The following is an 18,690-nucleotide window of genomic DNA, read 5'->3' as shown; positions in this document are numbered from 1 at the left end:
ATCTGGAAAGGGGAATGGGACTAACTAATCACGCACTTGCTCCAGCCGCAGCGCGGGCAGGTGGCACAGCCGCTCTCCATCTTCAGCTCGACGAGTTCTCCGTCGCTCTCATAGCAGACGGGGCAGTAGGCCACTCCTAAAAGCTCTCTTATCTTCTCCTCAGGGATTTCTGGCTTCTCCGCGTGGTGGGGGTGCTCGTGCATGGGTTTTGCCGGAGCGGGCCTGCTTATCGAGAAGCTCAGACCGCTCTCGGTCTTTTCCTTCCCGTTGGTGCCGTTGAGTATGGCCTCAACGTTGATGAACTTGGAGAGCCAGGGCTCCGCCTCAACCACCGCCTTCAGCTTTTCAACCGCGTATTCGCTCGGCTTGGCCTTGACGCGTTGCTTCTTCTCGCCCTCGACGCTGTAGACCTGGACGCTGAGCGAGCCGTCGCGGTAAACTGTTATACCCTTGCACCCGAGCTTGTAGGCGAGCAGGTAGGCGGCCTTAACGTCTTCAACCGTTGCGTCGTTGGGCATGTTTATGGTCTTGCTTGCCGAATCGGTGAGCCAGAGCTGGATGTTGGCCTGAGCGAGAATGTGGTCGAGCCAGTGGATGTCCATTGACGTGACGAAAACGCGCTGCATATCCTCGGGTATCTCCTCAAGCCCCTGGATAGAGCCGTAGTTGTCGCTTATCTTCCTGAGTATCTCGTCGCTCCAGAGGCCGCGCTTCTTCAGCTCTGCTTCAAAGACCGGATCAACGTAGTAGAACTCACCGACGGTGACGCTCTTCTTGTAGACGAGGGCAAAGATAGGCTCGATTCCGCTGGATGTGTCGGCTATCATGCTGACCGAACCGGTCGGCGGGCAGGTGGTCGTCATTCCGTTTCTAACCCCATACTTCTTGATCTCCTTGGCCAGCTCATCCCATGGAAGGTTCCATATCTCGCGGTGGTAGAAGCCCTCAACGGGCAGCTCACCGTCCCTGTATCTGCTCTTTTCATAGAGCGGGAAGGGTCCGCGCTTCTTGGCGGCTTCGACCGAGTATTTGTATGCGTAGAAGGTGAGGTACTCTGTGGCCTTCCTCATGAAGTCGTAGCCTTCCTTGCTGTTGTACGCTATGCCCAGCTTGAAGAGTGCATCGGCAAGGCCCATTATTCCGACACCTATGCGCCTCGTGAGCTTGGTGTTCCTGTCTATCTCGGGCAGAGGGAACTTGTTGACGTCAATGGCGTTGTCGAGGTACTTGGCGACCTTCTGAATGACATAGGCGTACTCGTCCCAGTCGAAGTAGGGTTCCCCGTTCTCGTCGTACTTCACGAACTTTGCAAGGTTTATGCTCGCCAGATTGCAGGATTCGTAGTCGTAGAGGGGCTCTTCGCCACAGTTGTGGCTCATGAAGCCGTTGCTTATGTAGCTGTGCTTTTCTGGAACTGTGAAGTCGTAGACGAGTTCCTCGCCGAGGATTTCAACGCTCTCCACCGTAACTACCGGCTCGTCCCTCTTGGTCTTCTTGAGGCTGAGCTTTTCCATTTTGTATCCTTCAAAGCCGATCTTCTCGGCGAAGAGCTTTCTGCTGTAGTTGGCTATGACGAGCTCGTGGTAGCCCTCTGCCTCGTAGGTTCTCTCTTCGCCGTCCTTGGTGGTGTACCTGAACTCGCTTGGATAGGGCCTCTCGTATATCCTGGACAGGATTCCGAAGAGGAGCAGGAGGTCCTGAACGTCCCTGAGAAGCTCCCTGTCGCGGGAGGTCAGCCTTACGGCCTTGTCGTTGTCCACGTAGCCGTCCGCACTGAAGAGTCCGCGGAGGAACGCTCCAATCTCATTCGGCTTCAGTCTGAACACGATCTCCGGGACCCGCTTCTCGTTGGTCTTGACGAGGTCTTTTAGCCATTCGTAGGCCTTTCCGCGGACGCCAAGCTTGATCTGGTTGCCGTAGCGGTGCGGCTCAGCCTTCGTCCCAAAGTGCTGGGCCAATACCCCCCTTATCTTCCACGCCACTTCCTCTTCCTTCTCGGCGTTGAAGTAGAACCAGGCGCGCTTATCGTTGGTGTTGAGGTAGCCGTCGCCAATGAACCAGCCGAGGACGAAGGCCAGATCCTCGCCTATGCTCTCGCTTCCAAAGTCCTCCTCTATTTCAAACCTTGGAAGGAGTATCTTGTCCCCCGGTTTGAGGTCACCGATTTCCTTCCAGCCCTCCGGCGTCATCAGCCTGTGATCGAGCGTTGCCGTTATCTCGTAGCCCTCTTTGGTTCTAACCCTTGCGACGGTCTTCCTTCCGACCTTCCAGACGTAGGCCGGAACGGCAACGGGATCCGCTATTGTGAGTTCACCGCCGTGGGCTGTCCGATACTCGACTCTCTCCTCTCCCGGCAGGAGCATCTCCACCGAGTATGCGTAGGGTTCCCCGCCCTCGCTAATTCCCTCAACTGCAACGGCTTCCTTCTTACCACGCTCCTTTGCAATGCTGAAGAGTTCCTCCGCCTTTATGTATCCCTCCGGCGTCAGGACCCTCGTATCCCCGACCACACAGGGGTTAGTAGCGCGGATTTTTTCACCCTTTGCGGGCTCCAGAACGTTTCTCTTGTTTATGACGTCGAAGAACACGACGCCCGGATCGGCCTTGGCCCAGGCCATGTAGGCGAGCTCCTCGAAGAGGCTCTTGGGGTCGATTTCCTTGACCCTTTCGCCTGTTCTCGGGTTGATGAGCGGGTAGCGCTTTCCTTCTCTGAGGGCTTCCCAGAAGTCGGCCCAGATTCCGACGCTTATGTTGAAGTTGCTCAGCACGTTCGTTCCGACGTTCTTCTCCTTGGCGTGGATGAACTTCTCTATGTCCGGGTGCCAGACTTCAAGGATGCCCATGTTGGCTCCGCGCCTCACTCCCCCCTGCTTGATGACGTCGCTGACGGCGTCGATGAGGTGCATGAACGAGACAGGTCCCGAGGCTGCTCCCGTTGTCGTTCCAACCAGATCGCCCTCTGGGCGGAGTTTTGAAAAGTTCAAACCCGTTCCGCCACCCATTTTTTGTATCATGGCTACATCATGCGCTGCCTTCATTATGCTCTCCATGTCGTCCTCTATTGGGACAACGAAGCACGCCGAGAGCATGCCGAGCGGTCTGCCCGAGTTGATGAGCGCGGGGGTGTTCGGCATGAATATCTGGCTGGTCATCAGTCTGAAGTACTCCTCCACCTCGTCCTCATAGCGGTCGAAGGCGCCGTTTTCGAGCATCTTTATGACGGCGTCGATTGAGACCTTCATCTGACCCTTTTCCGCCAGCTCGCGGTAGAGGTTCAGAAGCCTCTCGAAGTGGTACTTGTTGAGCCTGAACCTTCCGATGGAGAGCTTTCCGTCATACTCCTCAAGTTTCTCCATGTAGTGCTCCACTCTGCCCAGGTCCTGCTCATGTCCGCCGTTTTTGTCAAAAACCCTCTCGTCGTAGAGCAGGTCAGGGATGACTGAGAGAAGGGCGACACGCTCGAAAAGCTCTCTGGGACTCTCTACTATCTCGCCCTTCTCGTTCTTTATCAGGTAGCGGGAAGCGAGAACGCGGAGGGCGTTGATGGAGAAGCGCTTGTCTATCTCGTCCAGCCTGTCCTTGTTGAGGATTTTTTTCTTCTCCTCGCGGATTTCAGCCTTCTTCTTGCGGTAGAGGATGTAGGCCTTGGCAACGTCAAAGAGGCCGGCGCGCATGAGTTCAAGCTCGACTATATCCTGAATGTTCTCTATATGCGGGACCTGTCCGTCGTAGAGTTCGTTGACCCTCCTGACAACACGCCTGACGACCCTGTTGAGGAGCTTCTCGTCACGGACACCAACTTCAAGCATTGCCCTTTGTATAGCCCATTTTATACGGTCTTTATCGAACGGGACAATTCTGCCGTCCCTTTTCATCACTTTTTCAACCGGCATATAAACACCCCTGACATACAGCTGTTTATCGTTGCCCCCGTTAGTAGAAGCATCAGCAAGACTCTATGCCGGCCACTCCTACATATACCTTACCCCGTTGGAAGTTGCCGGGGTGACGAATTTATGCCCCGAACTTTGCCTTCAGGGTAAATGGGTAGAAAAGGGAAATGTCGGATAATTTATCCAAATGTCAAAGGGCTTCATAGACCAGCCTGAGCCTGTAGGCGTGTTTGAGCTCCTCCCCGGCCATCATTTTGAAGATGTGCCCAAGGGAGCCGTCGAGCATTCCGGCGAGCTTTGTATAGAGTTCATAGGCGTGCTTCTCCCTCACCAGGGCTTCCAGCACCAGCTCCTCCAGTGAAGACGGTTTCGCCCTCTCGTCGCTCAGCATGGGCTCGAGGGAGAGCGATTCGAGGTAGTCTATAACCGCCGTTTCCTCCAGGGTTCCCTCGGAGAGCATTCTCTCAAGGGTCTTTCTGTGTCTCAGCTCCTCTTCCGCCATCAGCTGAAATGTCTCAACGAGCTCGGGCCTCTCGAAGGTCGCGAAGGTCTCCCCGAGTTTGTGGAGGTTGTACAGCTCGTTCTCCTGCCAGATTAGTCTTTCAAGGAGCTCCTGGAGCTTCATTCGGGTGCCTCCTTAAGGGTCTTCAGGTAGTCGAGGAGCTCCCTCACGCTCGGCAGAACGAGGTCGGGTTTTATCCCGGTCTTTTCGATGTCGCTGAGCCCGCTGACACCGGTGAGAACCATTATCGCCTTCATTCCAAAACGTCTGGCGAAGAGTATGTCTGTATCGAGCCTGTCTCCTATCATCCAGACCTCATCGACGTTGCCGAGCCTTTCCCTGGCGATCTCGTAGGCCGGCCCGTTGGGTTTGCCTACTACCAGCGGCTCGACGTCTGTTGATGCCTTCAGGGCGGCTATTATTGAGCCCGCCCCGGGATAGAGGCCCTCCTCAGCGGGGTAGGTCGTGTCCGGGTTCGTACCGATGAACTTTGCCCCGTTCCGTATCGCCAGCGTTCCATACTTGAGCTTCTCGTAGGTTAAACCCGGGTCGAGGCCGACGACAACGTATTCGACTCCTTTCCAGGCACCTTTTCTGGTCTCTTCAACGGTAACCGTTCCCCAGCCGAGGCGCTCCATTTCCCTGTGCAGTCCTTCGCCGCCGATCACAAAGATTTTTCCGGGCTCAAAGTGCCTCTCCATGTAGAGCCTCGTCGCCAGGCCGGAGGTGACTATCACTCCCTCAGGAACGTCAATGCCCATGGAAAGGAGCTTCTCGCGGTACATGGAGGGGTCCTTGGTCGAGTTGTTGGTCAGGAAGATGAAGGGGATCCCATTCTCCTTCAGAAAGTTTATCAGCTCGCGGGAACCTTCAACCGGTTCCTTTCCCCTGTAAAGGACGCCGTCCATGTCGAAGATGAGGCCGATCATCGTGAGCACCGAAAAAAGAAAGGATTGGGAGTTTAAAAGTTCACTGCTCGGCGTTGAGCTTTATGTCAATCATCGCTCTGTCGGTCTGGCACTCATTGCCTGCTTCCTCAAAGAACTTCACGGTCATCGTGACTCTCAGAACCTCATTTTCCCTGAGCGGCTTGCTGATTAGATCTATCCCAACCCCGTTCAGTTCCTTCAGGCTTCTGCCCCTCACGGAGTCGACCGTCCACGAATCGCTGCCGAGGTAAACCCTGAGCTCCTTCACCATCAGGTATCCGCTGAGTTCGCCCGTTTCTGTCGTGTTGTCAACCTCCTTCTCCGCGGGACTCATCGAACCCTCAATGTCTCTGACGTGGAGAATCATGGTGAGCTTTGAGACGTCAATATCGCCGCGGTTCTTGACGTAGAACGTGAAGGTTCTCTCGTCGCCCGGCTTCAGGCCCGAGAACTCGAAGAGCTTGAGGTCGTTGTAGAACCTGCTTCCGTCCTTGCTTATGGCTATGTCAAACTCTCCGGAGGTTATCTCGTTGTTCTCTGAGAGGGCAACGTCCGTAAAGACCGACCTGACTGGGCCGGCCAGTACAATCAGGGCCGCCAGGAGGCCAACTACTACAACTTCAGCATGTTTCATTTGCACCACCATGAATGGTAGGTCAGAATGATTACGCAAAAGGGGCTTATAAAATTTTCCCGTAGGATGGTAAAAATTGGCCGGCTACGGCCTCACGTTCACGTTGAGCTTGAGGCTCTGTATCGTCCCGTTTATCGCTTCCAGTATAAGGTTTCTGGCGTCCGTCTCTGCGTAGTTCCCGTCGGGCGGTGCCGGTGGAAGCTCCGGCTGGTTGTCCTTGAAGAGGAGGAACCACACCTGCCACTGGCCCGGTCTATCTATGCTGAAGGTGTAGTTGGTCTCGAACTGGGGCGTCCAGTTGCCCTCGATGTCCACGGGGACGCTCGGCAGCGTCACGTTGAACCAGCCCGGCATGGGGTACATCTCGTGGATTATCGTGGTGTTTGTGCTGTTGTCCCACGTGAGGTTGACGAGCCATATCTGGACGTAGTAGGTTACATTGCGGTGCTCGTGGTTGACTATTCCTATTATTACAGTCCCGTTTTCACCCACAAAAAGGTCTGTTGGGTAGTTGTCAGCCATTCCATCCGGTCCGAGGATGTAGAACTCGGTGAAGGCCTCTCCGGGCTTCGGGTGGGTTACCACGTAGGCGAGGGTTCCGATGGAGGTTATGATGGCAATTATCAGGATAATCGTCAGGGCCTTGTCGAGCTTGCTCGAGCTTTCCCACTCGAGTTCCCTCTTGACCCGTTCGAGGGTTATCCACGGTATCCAGGGGTCTATGGCGTTCTCCCGCCGGTAGATTGCAGCAATGCCAAAGGTGATGTTGAAAACCGTCAGGCTGACGAGTATCGGGATGAGCCTTATACCCCACGGAGTGTAGTTCAGGCCGAGCCCTATGAGCGGGACGATGGCTATGCTCAGGCCGAAGCTGAGGGCGAGCCTTTCGAGGTTGTCGAGCTCCTTTCTTTCGGGGAAGAGGGCTGTTATGAAAACGTAGCCGGGGAAAAAGAGGACGAAGGCCAAGCCGAGGGCTTTTCTCAGAAGGCTCTCTGGATAAAAAGCTATCAGAAGGTCGAGGAGTATGGAAAGGCCTATGATTGTCAGCAGGTCCCAGTGTTTTTTCCAGTCCATTTCATCCACCTGTGAGTATTGAGTACACCTTTCCCATGACGATTATCGCGAATATCACTATTAGGAGCTCAACGAGTGGCTTCACGCTCTCCTTCTGCTCCCTGCTGAGGAAAAGGCTTCCAACTTCTATCGTTATCAGGAGGCCTATCAGGGTAAGCGTCAGGAATACACCCACGCTTTTCGTGGCCAAAGCCGAGATGAGGACCCACAGCGAGAGGAAGAGGAGCATGTAGTCCTCTACATCCATTCCCCGATTCCTCCGAGTTTCTTAACGGTTATCTCGATGCCGTAGTCTTTCTCCTCCACTTTCTCTGTTAACAGCAGCTCGCCGGTGGCCTTTGCAAGGGCGAGGAGAACTGAAGCGCAGATTGGACAGGGGGCCCTCTCGCAGGTTTCTGGTTCACATTCAATTTCCGGCTGGATCACGGCTCTGAAGCCATCCTCGTTCTCCTCTATGTAAACCCTTCTGGCGAGTCCGAGCGTCCTCAGAACCGAGCCTGCTGCGCTCTCAACGGCGGAAGAGCCTGCACCGTCAAGGGGGGCTTCCATGTGCTCCTCGTACTTCTCGACCAGGGAAGCTCCGAAGGGGCCCAGAAAGAGCCCCATGGCCCTCTCGTTCGGAACGTCCGTAAGGAAGACGGTTTTCTCATCCAATCTCGCAAGGTCGAGCTCAAAGTTCTCGTGGAGGGGAATGAAGAGTCCGCCCTTTGGAAGGTTCTCGTAGGGCGGTATGTAGATGGCGTTTCCACCCAGGGCTAGGTTCTCCGAGAACGACGAGAAAACCCTCTTGTAGGGTTCCAACAGGTTCTCAATGGATTCTTTTTTTACGTATTTTGAGGATTTGAACGTGAAGATTACTGCCCCTAGGAACGCACCGGCTATCCCTAGATTTATCAGGCCGGTGCTTGCGCTGAGGAATCCGTGAAGTGCCAGTGCACCGCCACCTATCACCAGCACGCCGCTGACTATGTTCTTGGTCTCCATTGTTACCCCGACTTCACAACGACCACTAACCTTATAAAAGATTTCCTCCGAGAAGGCCTTGATTGATATGAGAGCTGGAATTACGTTGTTCTTGGCCTTGCTACTCGTGACGGCGGGTTTGCACGTGGTTTCCGCCTCTGGAATCGATTACCACCTGGCTAATTCGAATGATTATGGGGCTTACCTCTATTTCATGTCTCTGCTCCGGGACTTTCAGTCCCTCTACGACATTGTCTTGGCTGAAAATGACTCCGCTGTTAACGTCTCATCTGAACTTTACACCGTCACGAATTCCACCTACGGGACGGTGATCATGTATTCCTCTGGTTCAAGTGGCAAAATAGTCTCCCTAGCTGCTGATTTCAGGGAGCTCGGTGAGTGCTCGTTTTACATCTCTTCGGGCGCGGCGGGCTTTCGAGTGGCCATGGATGATGCGGACTATGTAAACGCCAGGAACTCTCTCATCCTGATGGAGGTGGGTATTTCCTCCTGCAGGGAGGCCCTCCTTTCTATTTCATCGGTTGCGCTTGTTGGAGAAAACAATGAGACCCTTCATCTCGATGTTGGGGAGCTTTCTTCAAGGCTTGAGGGTCTTGAGAGCCTTCTTTCCGACTACCGCAGGAGATTGGAAAGCGTGGAGGCCCCCTCTAACTTCTCGGTCTTTATATCCAAGCCAGACCCGATGGTGCTGGAAAACATCACGATATTCGGCTACGCTCCTAACATGAGTGTGGTTCTTGTGATGGTGAACGGAACCATGTACACGCCGGAAGTTGCTAGTGGAACCTTCCGCCTCGTTTATACGTTCCCTCAAACGGGGGAGTATGAGATATACGCGGTGGGCGTAAACGCCAGCGGTTCCTTCAGATCAAACGTTCTAACGGTTAACGTGAGCAGAATCCCGACCAGGATTGTGGCGGAGGAGAGCCTGGGGGAGACCGTCACTATCTCTGGTTACCTCTTAGATTACTGGGGGAGGGGGGTTTCTAGAGTTCCTATAAAACTGGTCGTTGGGGGTAGTGTTTACACTCTGGTTACCACTCAGGAGGGATTCTTCAACACCACCGTTAACGTATCCTCGGAGGTGAACGCCACGCTGATTTTTAGAGGGAGTCCCTACTACGCCCCATCAAACGCCACCCTGTTGCTCCTTCCTGCTAAGCTCAAGCCGACCATACGGCTCTTCTACGACGGTGGAAGCGTCAGGGCGGGTGACACTGTAACGATAACGGGAAAGGTGAGCCCGGACGTTGCCGTTCCTCTGGTGATCTACGTTGACGATTCCCCCTACACGACGCTGAACGCTCGGGGCGAGTTCTCCTTCCAGGTTCAGCTCAGTGAAGGCGAGCACAGGATATACGCTTACTTCCCCGGTAGCGGTGAGCTCCAGGCCAGCAGATCTAACGTTGTTCAGATAACTGCAACTCCAATCAGCTACACTCTGCGGTTCCTGCTCCTCCTGCTCTTCCTGCTCGCCGCGGGAGTTGCCTATAAGTTTCTCACAAAGGAGAAGCCCGCGAAAACTTCTCCTGAGACTGTCCCTGAAAAGGCCGGCGTTGAGTCTGAGGCCGGTTCGGCCAAGCCGGATGTCCTCAGGGCCTACAGGGTGGTGTACCGCTTCCTGAGGAGGTTCTACTCCCTGCCCTCGTCCATAACCCCCAGGGAGCTCTTGGAGAGGTTCAGGGGCGAGCCTTTCCACGACGACCTAGCGGAGCTGACTGGGATGCATGAGCGGAGCCTCTACGGCCGGGTCAGGTTCGGCCTCTCCGAGGCCATCGGGGCGGTTAAGAGGGCCTCTCGCGTGATAATAACGGCCATCGTGAGGGATGAGCTTTGAACAGGGTGGCCTACGCGATACTGCTCATAGTCGGCGTTTCCCTCCTCGTAATGCCGATGTCGGTTCCCAGGTTTAAGAGCGATGCGGCCTACAGTGTGCTGAACACCGAATGGAACGGCCTGTCGAGCTTCGGAAAGCTCCTGTACGAGTCGGGGGAGATAACCCCCGTCCTTGTTCCCTACGATTCGCTCGGTCTTGGGGACATGAACGGCACCCTCATCGTCATTGGCCCGGATATGGATTTTTCTAGGGGAGAGATAGAGCAGGTTAGGGAGTTTCTTGAGGGTGGGGGAACCGTTATACTGGCCGATGATTTTGGCACCGGCAACGAACTCCTTGAGGGGCTGGGGTTACCCCAGCGTTTCTCGAAGAAACCCGTGATAAGCCTGACCTACACCAAAAACTACGAGTTTCCGGTGACGAGGGAAATAACGGACACTACGCTTTCACAGGGGGTTGATTACGTCGTGATGAGCAGACCCGCGGTGATCCTCAATGCTCAGAGCCCCACTGTCTACACGAGCAACGCATCGATGCTGAGGGGAGAATACGGGGCCTTTCCAATAATGGATGTTGTTTCCTATGGGAAAGGAGAGATAATCATAATCTCCGATCCCGACATCTTCACGAACTCCCTATTCCCCCAGAACGAGCCGTTTCTCAGAAACCTCATAGGCTCGCTCCCGGAGAGGGCGTTCTACATTGACGAGGCCCACCACCGGGACTTCAACCCCTACTCAGCGGGAACCATCGTCATCAGGAGGGCGATTAACAAAAGGCTGGTGTTCTACTACGTTCTCTTCATAGCAGCGCTGGCCTTTATCATCGAGAGCGGTATCTTTGGACTCCTGCTGAACAGGCTGTTCTCTTTCCTTGACCGTTTCTTCCGAGAGGAAAGGAAGGGCCTGGATGAGATTATATCGAGACTCGAGGAAAGCGGCCTCGATGGGGATAAGTTAAAAAAGATACTCCGAGAAATCGAGACCGGGTCAAAGCTGGGTGGTGGTCATGGACGGTAAGGAATTCATCGGGCTACTGAAGAGGGAAGTCGGTAAAGCGGTCGTTGGCAAGGAGGATGTAATCGAACTCCTGACGATAGCGCTTCTCTCCGAGGGGCACGTGCTTATCGAGGGCATTCCGGGTGTGGCGAAGACCACCATAGCCAAGGCCTTTTCGAGGGCCATAGGACTGAGCTTTTCGAGGATACAGCTCACACCAGACCTCCTTCCCGCGGACATAATCGGGGTCTTCTACTACGACCAGAAGACCGGCGAGTGGACGACGAAGAAGGGGCCAATATTCGCCAACGTTGTACTGGCGGACGAGATAAACCGTGCCCAGCCCAAGACTCAGAGCGCCCTGCTGGAGGCCATGCAGGAGAGACAGGTGACCATTGAGGGCAGGACGTTCCCCCTTCCAAGGCCCTTCCTCGTCATAGCCACGATGAATCCTCTGGAGCATGAGGGGGTCTACATTCTCCCGGAGGCCCAGCTCGACAGGTTCATGCTCAAAATTGAAATAGGCTTTCCGGAGAGGGATGAGGAGATAATGCTCCTCAAGAGAAAGAGCATCGGCGACTTCTCGGATGTTGAGCCCATAATTACCCACGAAGAGCTCATGCGCCTGATATCTGACGTTACCACCGTTGAAGTCAGCGATGAGATAATCGAGTACATATACACCATAATCTCCGCAACAAGGAGCGATGAAAGGCTTCTCTTTGGGGCCTCGCCCAGGGCTGGAGAACATCTCCTCTATGCGGCAAAGGCCTCTGCTTTCCTTGACGGCAGGAAATACGTTATTCCCGACGATGTTAAGAAGGTCGCCCTATCGGTGCTCACCCACAGGCTCGTCCTCAAGGTGGAGTACGAACTTGAGGGAGTGAGGGTCAGGGACGTTGTTGAGGACATCCTGAGGGAGACAGAGGTTCCGGTGTAGCCCATGACGCGGGAGGACTTTCTCTTCGTCCTTGCCTTTCTCCTCATGGTGGAGGGCTACCTTGCCGAGACCGTCTTCCCGGCCCTCCTCGGGATGCTGGTGATTCTGTATCTCTACGGCGTTAGGAACGCCGTCAGCTTTTCTATCGAGGGTGAGAGGGTTCCCCCCGCTGAGAGACTTGAAGAGGGGAAGTGGCACACCGCGAAGCTTCACTTGAGGAACCTTGGTGGGGACGTCTCTGTGAAACCAGAGGTGAGAGGGGAGGACTTCGATGTTGAGGGGCTTGAACCTTTCTTCCTTCCCTCAGGAGGAGAGAAGACTTTCGAGTACCGCTTTAGGCCCCTCAGGAAGGGGAGGTTCGTGCTTGAGCCAGTTAGAATCATCGCCGAGGATTCGCGCGGGCTCTACGTCGAGGAGTTCCTCATAGGCCCAACGGTGGATGTAAGCGTCTATCCATCCGTGGAGAGCATAAAAGAGGCCGCCAGGGTCGAGTACAACCTCCGCCTGGCGGAGGTCTACAAGAGGGGCCAGCTCTTTGGGGCAGAGGGGCTGGACATCAAGGACCTCAGGGAGTACCAGCACGGCGACGACTTCAAGAGGATAGACTGGAAGGCCAGCGTGAGGCTCGGAGAGCTTATAGTGAGGGAGTTCATAAAGGAGGAGAACGCTGACGTCTACATTTTCCTTGACAACACGAGGGAGATGCGCAAGGGTCTCAGGATGGCCAAGATAGACTACGCTGCAGTTCTGGCGCTTCAGGTGGCGGCCAACCTGGTGAAGCGCTACAGGGTAGGCTTGGTCGTTTACGACGAGGTGAGCGCCGACATCGTGAGTGCCGGCAAAGGCCCGACCCAGCTCGAGACCATACGGAGAAGGCTCGACCTCCGGGGCGAAGGGGGTAAAATGAGCCTCCGCTTTGGGTTCGAGCCTTCCTTCGGTGAGAGGACGAGGGAGTTCCTTCGGAAGGTTCTTCCCCTCCGGAAGGGGAGACGCGGCTCTAAGGGAATATTTGAGGCCATCTCCCTGCTCAAAAATCCGTCCTTCATCATTCTCATCACCGACCTGAGCAACCCCACCGAGACCTACAGGGCCGTGGCCATGGCCTTGAAGAGCCACAGGGTTCTCATACTCTCCCCCAATCCGGTGCTGTTCTACGGCGGTGAGCTGGACGAGAGGACTCTCAGGAGGCTTTACGATGCCTACGAAGAGCGCGAGAGGCTCCTCAAGAAGTTTAACGCCTTGGCTCCCACCATAGACCTGGGGCCGAGCGACTACATAAAGGAACTCGCGAGGGTGGTGTGAATGATCGGGGTAGTGGCTTCGGTACTGGCTGGCTTTGTCGCAGGAACCTACGTAACGCTGCTGGCTCCCATCGTCTACCTCCTGGGCCTGAGGAACAGGGATCTGGGGCTCGTGGCATACCTAGTCTATGTTCTCTACCTCGGGAACTCCGTCACGGTTCCGACGCTGTATTCATATTCCGGACTCGTGAATGCCCTCTCCCTGTCCCTGGCATCAATCCTGCTCCTCGATGATGTTCTTAAGAGGCGGCCCGCATTTGGAAAGGCCGAGCTGCTGGCGGCGGCTTTTATGGCCCTCGGACTTGCGGTTCCGGAGGCTTTTCTGGCCGGTGCGGTGTTTTACTTCCTGCTCAGGTTCAGGATGGACGCCAGAATTTTTGCCTTCCTCGGTGCCGTAACGGCAGCTTTCTTGATCTTTCGGGGTCAGCTTGACTTCCCCGGTGCGGCTTCAACGCAGGTTATGGCTATGGCGGCATTTGGAATTTTTCTGGCCGTTTCGAGCCTCACTTGGAAAAATCTTAAAAAGAGGGAGATGTTCAATTGGTAGTGAGCTGTTTCAATTACCACAAACCATTACTATGTATTTGGATTCAAATCTGAGTCATGAAACAAGCGGAGGCGACAAAATGAAACTAGCTGTCACAATCCCAGCATATAATGAGGAAAGCACTATTCAGGGTGTTATCCGAGAAATCCGGCATCTTAAGCCTGAAGATTTTGAGGGGAAAATCAATGATATCAAAATTATTGTTATTAATGATGGCTCAACGGATGAGACCGCTAGAGTTGCCAAGGAAGCTGGAGCTGATGTTGTAGTTAGCTTTAGGAGAAACAGAGGGCTTGCAAGGGCATTTAGGCAAGGTATGGAAACCGCTTTGAATTTAGGGGCGGATATAATTGTTAACATCGATGCCGACGGTCAATATAACGCTAAGGAGATTCCAAAACTGGTGAAGCCAATACTTGATGGCAAGGCGGATATAGTTTTAGGCTCAAGGTTTAAGGGCTGGATCGAGTACATGCCGCTACAAAAGAAAATAGGAAACAAAATTGCAACTTGGGTCACGAGGATTGCTTCTGGATTTCCAACTTCTGATGCTCAAACAGGATTTAGGGCTTTTTCAAGGGACGCCGCAATGAGGCTGCATGTTTTGGCAGATTATACCTACGTCCAGGAGACAATCATACAGGCAAACCACTACGGCTTAAAGATTGTTGAAGTCCCAGTTGAGTTCAGGAAGAGGCAGGGAGATGGGAAATCTAGGTTGATATCTAATATCTTTGGATACGCCAAAAGAGCAGGCATGATAATTTTGAGATCTTATAGAGATTATAATCCCCTGCAGGTGTTTGGGATTATTGGGGGGATTTTTGTTGCGGTGGGCCTGTACTATGGATGGCGTGTCGTGTCGTATTATCTGGATACTGGGCAAGTAGGTAGCAGACTGCCTTCTGCGATACTGGCAACACTATTGCTTATAGTGGGTGTCCAAACGATAGTTTTGGGATTGCTGGCCGATATGCTTAAATCTCAGAGAATGCTGTTAGATGATGTGTTGTACCGGTTGAAGAAGTTGGAGTATGAGAAGAAAGAGTAAACGGTGGTAGAATAATGAAAGTTCTCTTTATTGCTAGGAATTATCCACCACATGTGGGCGGAGCAGAGAGACTCAATTACAATTTGGCTCAAAATTTAGGGAAGTTTGTAGATGTGAAGGTTATACCCAACAGGTTTGGAAAGTATTCTCCTTTGTTCCATGTTTATTCCATCTTTAAAATTATGCTAAACAGAGATAAAGTGGATATTGTGTTCTTAAGCGATGCATATCTCTCTCCAATTATACCTGTTATTAAAAAAATAGTAAAAAAGCCAGTTGTCATTAAAGTGCACGGTCTAGATATTACTGTTCCAAACAAAATTTACCAATTCTTTATTCCGAAGTTCGTTAATATGGCCGATAATGTAGTTTGTATAAGTAGAGCAACAAGGGAGGAATGCATAAAAAGAGGAATTTCTCCAGATAAATGCAAGGTCATCCTTATAGGGATAGACAAAGAACATCAAAAAACATACACTCATTCAAAAAAAGCAGATGGCAAACAATTGAACATTGCAAATAAACATGTTCTTCTATCTGTAGGCCGGTTAGTAAAAAGGAAAGGAATCAATTGGTTTGTTGAAAACGTCATTCCTAAATTAGTTGAAAAAGATAAGAATTTTGTCTATATAATTGCAGGAGACGGGCCCTATCGAAAAATTATAGAGAATATAATTTCTAATAAAGGATTAGAAAGATACGTCAAGTTACTTGGAAAGGTTAGCGATGAGGACTTAGAATTGCTCTATAACATCGCAGATATATTTATAATGCCAAACATTCCAGTAGATGGAGACATGGAGGGATTTGGCATTGTAATATTAGAGGCTTCTTCGCATGGTATTCCAGTTATAGCCTCAAATCTGGAAGGAATTAAAGATGCTGTTGTAAATGAAAAAACTGGAGTTTTAGTAGAGCCACTAGATCCTGATATGTTTGCAAAAGAAATATTAAAAATGCTAGAATCTGTTAGAGAAAACAGGAAAATAAAGAAAAAGATAAGGCAAATGGTTTTAGATAAGTATAATTGGAACAAGATTTCGCAAAAGTATTACAGTACCTTCGCTTTGCTGACCAAAAAAACAAATGGAGGTTTTTTGTATGAGAGTAGGGATAGTGGCGGGGAATATTGATAACAGAGTTACAGGGATAGATAATTATTCCTATAATTTAATTAAGAACTTATTCCCTTTAATGGCAACCCAAGACATTGAAATCATTGTTATTCATCCAGAAGACAAAATATTACAGGAGATAATGGACTCCATGAAATATAATGGAAAATCATTTCAGTATGTTGTAAAAATTCCAAAATTACCATTTGATCCACAAAAAAGACTTTCAAAGTTTGTACGAAAGTTATTTATTATACCTACGCACAGCAAAAAATTACGCTTAGACCTTGTCCATGATGTGTATTTGGGACTCTTTTTTTTCTATCCTCAAAAAACCAAAAAAATAATAACAATCTATGATTTAGTACCCATAAAATTTCCTCAGACCCATCGGGGGGATACTATTCTAGCCCATAAATATGCACTAATGCGTAGCTTAAGATATGCAGATAAGATAATATCCATATCTTACAGTACCAAAAAGGACGCTGTAAAATATTTCAAAATCTCAGAAGAAAAGATAAGAGTCATTCACCTAGGAGTTGATGAGGACTACAAACTCTTACCAGAAAATGAAATCAAAAAAATTAAGCAAAAATACAACCTCAATTATCCATTCATACTTTATGTTGGAACTCTGGAGCCAAGAAAAAACATTCCAACACTTCTAAAAGCTCTTTACAAGCTTAAAAAACAAGGGTTGCCTCATAAACTAGTTATCACAGGCAAAAAAGGTTGGAAATACAAAAATATTTTTGAACTTATTAGCAAGCTCAATCTGCAGAGAGATGTTATTTTCACTGGTTATGTTCCAAGAGAAGACTTACCCGCATTATATAATGCAGCAGATTTATTCGTTTATCCTTCCCTCTATGAGGGATTTGGTCTCCCACCTTTGGAAGCTATGGCTTGCGGAACACCAGTAATTACATCAAATACTTCTTCCCTGCCTGAAGTTGTTGGTAATGCGGGAATAATGGTTGATCCTTATGATGTAAATGGTTTAGCCAAAGCCATATATGAGGTTTTAACTAATGATAGATTAAGAGAAGAATTGAGAAAAAGAGGGTTGGAGAGAGCTAAAATGTTTAGCTGGAAAAAAACAGCAGAAGAAACCCTAAAAGTTTATGAGGAAGTATACGATTCTTCTTGACTTTATCCTTCTCTTATCATATAAATTTTGACAATATCCGAAGAATAAATAACAGTATCTTGAACTGTAATAAGATGAGTAAGTAGTTTGACTTCATCTTTATTCAGTGGAGCAATTGCCAGCCCCCCATAAAAGCCTTTTTTATTTTCATATTCGGTCACCACAAGGAAGTCCACATCACTTTGTCTCAGCGAGTTTGGGATTTCCTGAACAGGGATATGTTGTTTTGTGTCAAGTTTTTCTTTTATATAAAATATTGCTGGCACTAAATATACTTCATCTAGCACATACAAGGGCATATTTTCATATATTCCAGAGGTTGCTTGAAGTGAGCCGGTTATTACTATGGAAATGTTATCTTGATGTAAATTATGTTTAATGAATGGAGCAACCGTCCAAGCTTGTTCCTTAACCTGCCCAGGATACGCTGAATATCCTTCTATAAACATATGTGCATATAAAGTCGACCATCCAATGAGGGCTATAGATATAATAATAGCTAAGATTATTAGAGATGCTCTTTTCCGTTTAGCTTTTGTTAAATGAGAAAATCCCAATATTGGTACAGGCACTAATAAATTAAGAAGCCATGCAGTTTTTAATTCAAAGGAGAAACTACCTAGATACATAGCAAAGTACGATATCATCCACGAAATATCTCTACCCAAGATGAACAAATACGAGAAAATCACTGGGAGAATAAATGAGTGTTTCTTTACTAAATACACAGCCAAAGATAACTGAAGCAATAACATAGCAGCAAATCCCAAATGCCATAATTTTTTGGTAAATACGAGATAATTACCATAGGGGTATATATTGCCAACAATTTGTCCTGCACTTCCTGAGATTACCCTATCTAAGATAGATGTAAAGAAAACAGGTATCATTTGAATAATTCCAGCTGAACTAGAAAGAGCGGAGTAGTAAAAACCTTGAGAGAATATTAGCACCATAAATACTGCTATTAAAACCTTCAAATCCTTCAAAAAAGCTGATTCCTTAGTATCGGTAATTTTAGACAACCAGTAGACAGCAAAAAGGTAAAGAAGCAGACCTCCAGTAACAGTTAAAGGTATTTCGTAATGAGTAAACAAATTCGCTAGAAATACAAGTGTGATGAGGACTATTATTCTTTTTGCAAGCCTTACACCTTGTCTATTAAATATTAAGTTAAGCAACAAGTAATACATAGTCAAAGCGTATACGTAATATATCCCGTGATACTCAAAAACATAAAAAGTACCAATGACAAACAAACATATGTAAGCATATCCACTAGCAAATAGAATAAATAACACCAGAACATTCAATTTTGTCATTTTCTGTTTTTCTATTGATACTAAAGAATACGCCCACTTCATGATAAGATACAACAAAATTAAGTATACAAAATAGGGAACTGGGAGATAGCTAGCGGATCGTATAGATAAATTTGTTATGGAGCCTATTTCATGGACAAGTACTCCAGAAAGGGGTTCATATTGAATAAAATCTCTAGTATGCCCTTGCCATCCAAAAGGAACCCAATTGTCTAGCACAAAATGACGAGCATTATTAAGATCACCAAATGAGGATATTAGTTTTCCCATGTTAATTGTTGTCGATATGAAGGGATCTGTTTGATAATGCAATACATAGAGGTTGATATATAACGGGACTAAAGCTGATATTGAAGTAATCCACAGTAACAATAATTTTCGTATTACCTGCCTCATCACACCTCACCTTT

16 protein-coding genes are annotated in these 18,690 nt (G+C 49.8%); 8 read left to right on the top strand and 8 right to left on the bottom strand.

Annotated elements, in window-relative coordinates:
* Positions 1–20 precede the first annotated feature (20 nt).
* From E3E37_RS10340 to E3E37_RS10310, 7 genes are all read right to left on the bottom strand, one after another.
* Entirely contained in the window at positions 21–3,893 is a 3,873-nt protein-coding gene (locus E3E37_RS10340) for an adenosylcobalamin-dependent ribonucleoside-diphosphate reductase (RefSeq protein WP_167717130.1), read from the bottom strand.
* Between the two features lie 190 nt (positions 3,894–4,083).
* Entirely contained in the window at positions 4,084–4,518 is a 435-nt protein-coding gene (locus E3E37_RS10335) for a ferritin family protein (protein ID WP_088865703.1), read from the bottom strand.
* Positions 4,515–5,324 (bottom strand): HAD-IIA family hydrolase, encoded by an 810-nt coding sequence (locus tag E3E37_RS10330; RefSeq protein WP_167717229.1) that lies wholly within the window; start codon positions 5,322–5,324, stop codon positions 4,515–4,517. Before E3E37_RS10330 ends, E3E37_RS10335 begins: the two co-directional genes overlap by 4 nt.
* A 40-nt stretch (positions 5,325–5,364) precedes the next feature.
* Entirely contained in the window at positions 5,365–5,958 is a 594-nt protein-coding gene (locus tag E3E37_RS10325) for a TasA family protein (RefSeq protein ID WP_167717128.1), read from the bottom strand.
* A gap of 84 nt (positions 5,959–6,042) precedes the next feature.
* On the bottom strand, positions 6,043–7,032 hold the full coding sequence (locus tag E3E37_RS10320; RefSeq protein ID WP_167717126.1) for a DUF1616 domain-containing protein: 990 nt from the start codon (positions 7,030–7,032) through the stop codon (positions 6,043–6,045).
* 1 nt (position 7,033) lies between these two features.
* Positions 7,034–7,279: a hypothetical protein gene (locus E3E37_RS10315; protein ID WP_167717124.1), complete on the bottom strand. Its 246-nt coding sequence runs from the start codon at positions 7,277–7,279 to the stop codon at positions 7,034–7,036.
* Positions 7,270–8,016 (bottom strand): hypothetical protein, encoded by a 747-nt coding sequence (locus E3E37_RS10310; RefSeq protein ID WP_167717123.1) that lies wholly within the window; start codon positions 8,014–8,016, stop codon positions 7,270–7,272. Before E3E37_RS10310 ends, E3E37_RS10315 begins: the two co-directional genes overlap by 10 nt.
* Positions 8,017–8,074: 58 nt before the next feature.
* Between E3E37_RS10310 and E3E37_RS10305 the strand changes: the two genes are divergently transcribed.
* The 8 genes from E3E37_RS10305 to E3E37_RS10270 all read left to right on the top strand — a co-directional run bounded on the left by E3E37_RS10305 (position 8,075) and on the right by E3E37_RS10270 (position 16,958).
* Positions 8,075–9,853 (top strand): Ig-like domain repeat protein, encoded by a 1,779-nt coding sequence (locus E3E37_RS10305; protein ID WP_167717121.1) that lies wholly within the window; start codon positions 8,075–8,077, stop codon positions 9,851–9,853.
* A 5-nt stretch (positions 9,854–9,858) separates the two neighbouring features.
* Entirely contained in the window at positions 9,859–10,872 is a 1,014-nt protein-coding gene (locus E3E37_RS10300) for a DUF4350 domain-containing protein (protein ID WP_371731715.1), read from the top strand.
* The gene (locus E3E37_RS10295; protein ID WP_167717118.1) at positions 10,862–11,791 is read left to right on the top strand and encodes a MoxR family ATPase; all 930 of its coding nucleotides are present in this window, start codon (positions 10,862–10,864) and stop codon (positions 11,789–11,791) included. The genes E3E37_RS10300 and E3E37_RS10295 overlap by 11 nt, the downstream gene beginning before the upstream one ends.
* A gap of 3 nt (positions 11,792–11,794) precedes the next feature.
* Complete coding sequence (locus E3E37_RS10290; protein ID WP_167717116.1) at positions 11,795–13,093, top strand: DUF58 domain-containing protein; 1,299 nt, start codon at positions 11,795–11,797, stop codon at positions 13,091–13,093.
* Complete coding sequence (locus tag E3E37_RS10285; RefSeq protein ID WP_167717114.1) at positions 13,094–13,639, top strand: hypothetical protein; 546 nt, start codon at positions 13,094–13,096, stop codon at positions 13,637–13,639. It begins immediately after the preceding gene.
* A gap of 79 nt (positions 13,640–13,718) precedes the next feature.
* Entirely contained in the window at positions 13,719–14,690 is a 972-nt protein-coding gene (locus E3E37_RS10280; protein WP_167717112.1) for a glycosyltransferase family 2 protein, read from the top strand.
* A gap of 14 nt (positions 14,691–14,704) precedes the next feature.
* The gene (locus E3E37_RS10275) at positions 14,705–15,823 is read left to right on the top strand and encodes a glycosyltransferase family 4 protein (RefSeq protein ID WP_167717110.1); all 1,119 of its coding nucleotides are present in this window, start codon (positions 14,705–14,707) and stop codon (positions 15,821–15,823) included.
* The gene (locus E3E37_RS10270) at positions 15,792–16,958 is read left to right on the top strand and encodes a glycosyltransferase family 1 protein (protein ID WP_167717108.1); all 1,167 of its coding nucleotides are present in this window, start codon (positions 15,792–15,794) and stop codon (positions 16,956–16,958) included. The genes E3E37_RS10275 and E3E37_RS10270 overlap by 32 nt, the downstream gene beginning before the upstream one ends.
* 2 nt (positions 16,959–16,960) lie before the next feature.
* Here E3E37_RS10270 and E3E37_RS10265 read toward each other — a convergent pair whose 3' ends face one another.
* Positions 16,961–18,676, bottom strand: coding sequence for a hypothetical protein (locus tag E3E37_RS10265; protein ID WP_167717106.1), 1,716 nt, complete (start codon positions 18,674–18,676; stop codon positions 16,961–16,963).
* Positions 18,677–18,690 lie beyond the last annotated feature (14 nt).

The organism is Thermococcus sp. ES12 (assembly GCF_012027515.1).
Taxonomy (GTDB): domain Archaea; phylum Methanobacteriota_B; class Thermococci; order Thermococcales; family Thermococcaceae; genus Thermococcus; species Thermococcus barossii.
The sequence above is the reverse complement of the archived record's forward strand: the minus strand, read 5'-3'. Positions and strand labels throughout refer to the sequence as shown.

What these genes read in the sequence shown, in the direction of transcription:
- E3E37_RS10315 (WP_167717124.1), bottom strand. Translation starts at nt 7,279, where the DNA reads ATGGATGTAGAGGACTACATGCTCCTCTTCCTCTCGCTGTGGGTCCTC.
- E3E37_RS10290 (WP_167717116.1), top strand. Translation starts at nt 11,795, where the DNA reads ATGACGCGGGAGGACTTTCTCTTCGTCCTTGCCTTTCTCCTCATGGTG.
- E3E37_RS10280 (WP_167717112.1), top strand. Translation starts at nt 13,719, where the DNA reads ATGAAACTAGCTGTCACAATCCCAGCATATAATGAGGAAAGCACTATT.
- E3E37_RS10285 (WP_167717114.1), top strand. Translation starts at nt 13,094, where the DNA reads ATGATCGGGGTAGTGGCTTCGGTACTGGCTGGCTTTGTCGCAGGAACC.
- E3E37_RS10265 (WP_167717106.1), bottom strand. Translation starts at nt 18,676, where the DNA reads ATGAGGCAGGTAATACGAAAATTATTGTTACTGTGGATTACTTCAATA.
- E3E37_RS10270 (WP_167717108.1), top strand. Translation starts at nt 15,792, where the DNA reads ATGAGAGTAGGGATAGTGGCGGGGAATATTGATAACAGAGTTACAGGG.
- E3E37_RS10335 (WP_088865703.1), bottom strand. Translation starts at nt 4,518, where the DNA reads ATGAAGCTCCAGGAGCTCCTTGAAAGACTAATCTGGCAGGAGAACGAG.
- E3E37_RS10310 (WP_167717123.1), bottom strand. Translation starts at nt 8,016, where the DNA reads ATGGAGACCAAGAACATAGTCAGCGGCGTGCTGGTGATAGGTGGCGGT.
- E3E37_RS10275 (WP_167717110.1), top strand. Translation starts at nt 14,705, where the DNA reads ATGAAAGTTCTCTTTATTGCTAGGAATTATCCACCACATGTGGGCGGA.
- E3E37_RS10320 (WP_167717126.1), bottom strand. Translation starts at nt 7,032, where the DNA reads ATGGACTGGAAAAAACACTGGGACCTGCTGACAATCATAGGCCTTTCC.
- E3E37_RS10330 (WP_167717229.1), bottom strand. Translation starts at nt 5,324, where the DNA reads ATGATCGGCCTCATCTTCGACATGGACGGCGTCCTTTACAGGGGAAAG.
- E3E37_RS10340 (WP_167717130.1), bottom strand. Translation starts at nt 3,893, where the DNA reads ATGCCGGTTGAAAAAGTGATGAAAAGGGACGGCAGAATTGTCCCGTTC.
- E3E37_RS10325 (WP_167717128.1), bottom strand. Translation starts at nt 5,958, where the DNA reads ATGAAACATGCTGAAGTTGTAGTAGTTGGCCTCCTGGCGGCCCTGATT.
- E3E37_RS10295 (WP_167717118.1), top strand. Translation starts at nt 10,862, where the DNA reads ATGGACGGTAAGGAATTCATCGGGCTACTGAAGAGGGAAGTCGGTAAA.